The 2,227-nt window shown below is 57.3% G+C and carries 3 protein-coding genes; all 3 read left to right on the plus strand.

The window, feature by feature from the left end; translation table 11 throughout:
- The first annotated feature begins 153 nt into the window (after positions 1–153).
- Positions 154–1,158 carry a type I glyceraldehyde-3-phosphate dehydrogenase gene (gene gap / locus AB7S84_RS16455; RefSeq protein ID WP_020876454.1) on the plus strand — a complete coding sequence of 335 codons (1,005 nt, stop codon included), beginning with the start codon at positions 154–156 and terminating at the stop codon, positions 1,156–1,158.
- A 103-nt stretch (positions 1,159–1,261) separates the two neighbouring features.
- A complete protein-coding gene (locus AB7S84_RS16460; protein WP_020876455.1) occupies positions 1,262–1,936 on the plus strand; it encodes an HAD family hydrolase in 675 nt (224 codons plus the stop codon).
- Positions 1,937–2,021: 85 nt separating this feature from the next.
- Positions 2,022–2,227, plus strand: a 206-nt coding sequence (locus AB7S84_RS16465; RefSeq protein WP_428155817.1) for a hypothetical protein, incomplete at its 3' end; no start/stop codon positions are given.

The following is a 2,227-nucleotide window of genomic DNA, read 5'->3' on the forward strand; positions in this document are numbered from 1 at the left end:
CCTTCAGCCTCTTTATGCCAACGACATGGAGCGCAGGCTGTCATGAACACCGAAAGTTGACGTCAACCTTTGAAATTGCAAAATTATGATTATTTTGGGGAAAGTATGCAGCATCCCATTATCGCTCAACGGAAAATCCAAAAAGGAGAAAAGATGAGCATTAAAATCGGCATCAATGGTTTTGGAAGAATCGGTCGCGTGGTGTTCAGGGCCGCCATGAAACATCCGGATATAGAGGTCGTCGGCATCAACGACCTCACCAACGCCGCCACCATGGCCCACCTCCTCAAGTATGATTCGGTCCACGGTCGCCTGGACGTCGACGTCGTCGCAAAAGAAGGCGCCATCGTAGTGGATGGGCAGGAGATTCCATACACCGACATCAAGGATCCGGCCCAGCTGCCCTGGAAGGATCTGGGCGTCGACGTCGTAGCGGAATGCACCGGTTTTTTTCGGGACCGGGACGGCGCCGGCAAGCATCTCATCGCGGGGGCACGGAAGGTCGTCATCTCCGCGCCGGCTCAAAATCCCGATGTTACCATCGTCATGGGGGTCAATGATCATGAATACCGACCCGATCAGCACCACATCATATCCAACGCCTCATGCACCACCAACTGTCTCGCGCCGGTGGCAAAGGTCCTCAACGAAAGCTTCGGCATCAACCGGGGTCTCATGACGACCATCCATTCCTATACCGGCGATCAGCGGCTGCTCGACTTTCCCCACAAGGACCTGCGGCGGGCCCGGGCTGCGGCGCTTTCCATGATTCCGACCACCACCGGCGCGGCCAAGGCGGTGGCGCTGGTGCTCCCGGATCTTTCGGGCAAGCTCAACGGCCTGGCTATCCGCGTTCCCACACCCAATGTATCCCTGGTCGACTTCGTGTGCACTGTTGCGAAATCGGGGGTGACGGTGAGCGACGTCAACAGCGCCCTCAAGGAAGCCTCCGAGAACGCCCTGAAAGGGATCCTGGGGTACAGCGAACTCCCCCTGGTGTCGACGGACTACAATGGGTGCGAACTGTCATCCGTAGTGGATGCACCGAACACTTACACCGTGGGCGACATGGTAAAGGTCCTCTCATGGTACGATAACGAGACCGGGTATTCCAATCGGATGGTGGATCTTGCCGCCATGGTCGGCGCGTCCCAGTAAGGTCTCCGATCATGGTGTTGAGTATGGTTTGAATTTGTCGGGCTCGTTTTTCCGTTGTCGGTCAAACGCGCCCGGTCATCTGTAAAAAGGAGGGGGCGTATCCGTGACCATAGGCGCATACAAGGCGATTATTTTTGACCTGGACGGTACCCTGATCGATTCGGCAGCCGACGTGGGAGATGCCGTCAACCGGGTTTTGAGCCGATACGGCTTTCTCGAGCACCCCGGGGCCGCTTATTATCGGTTCATGGGCGACGGCGTGGTCGAATTGATGCGGCGAGCGCTTCCGGAAAAGGCCCGGTCGTCGGAGCGAGTCCAGGCGGGCGTCCAGGCGTTCTTTCGGGAGTACGAGGGGTGCTGGCATCATCATTCCCGACCCTACCCCGGCGTTCCAGAGCTCCTGGACGGACTTTCCGAAAGGGGGGTCCGGCTCTCGGTCCTCTCCAACAAACCGCATGCCTTCACCACGGCTTTTGTGGAGCGATTTTTTCCGGAATGGACCTTTGCAGCGGTATTCGGTCAACGGGAAGGGGTGCCGAGAAAGCCCGATCCTGCAGCAGCTCTCGAGATCGCCGATGGGATGGGGATTTCCCCTGCGGCGGTTCTCTTCCTGGGAGATACGCCCACGGACATGAGGACGGCCAGAGCCGCCGGCATGTTTTCCGTCGGTGCCTGCTGGGGGTTCCGGTCGCCGTCCGAGCTCTCGGCGGGCGGGGCTGAAAGCCTGATCCGCCATCCCATGGAGCTGCTGCGCTTTTTTGATGATCCCATCCCCTGATCATTTGACATTCCATCGGTTTTCATCCTAATTTGAATTTTTCAGGCGGGTCATCCAAAAATTTCAATGCGAGGAAACCATAAAGATGAAAAACGGTCAATGTCCGAAGTGTGGTTCTAAAGAAATCTATTCCGGTGCCGACATCCCCCTCAAAAGCGGTCCCTTCTCCAGCAACGCCATTCCCATCGGTCTGATGTCGGTGGCCGCTTTGGACAATTATGTCTGTGCGGCTTGCGGGTTGGTGGAGAGTTATATCGCCGATCCATCCAAGTTGGAAGAGGTGACCCGGCG

Origin of the sequence: Desulfococcus sp. (assembly GCF_050178255.1) — a bacterium.
Classification (GTDB): Bacteria; Desulfobacterota; Desulfobacteria; order Desulfobacterales; family Desulfococcaceae; genus Desulfococcus; species Desulfococcus multivorans.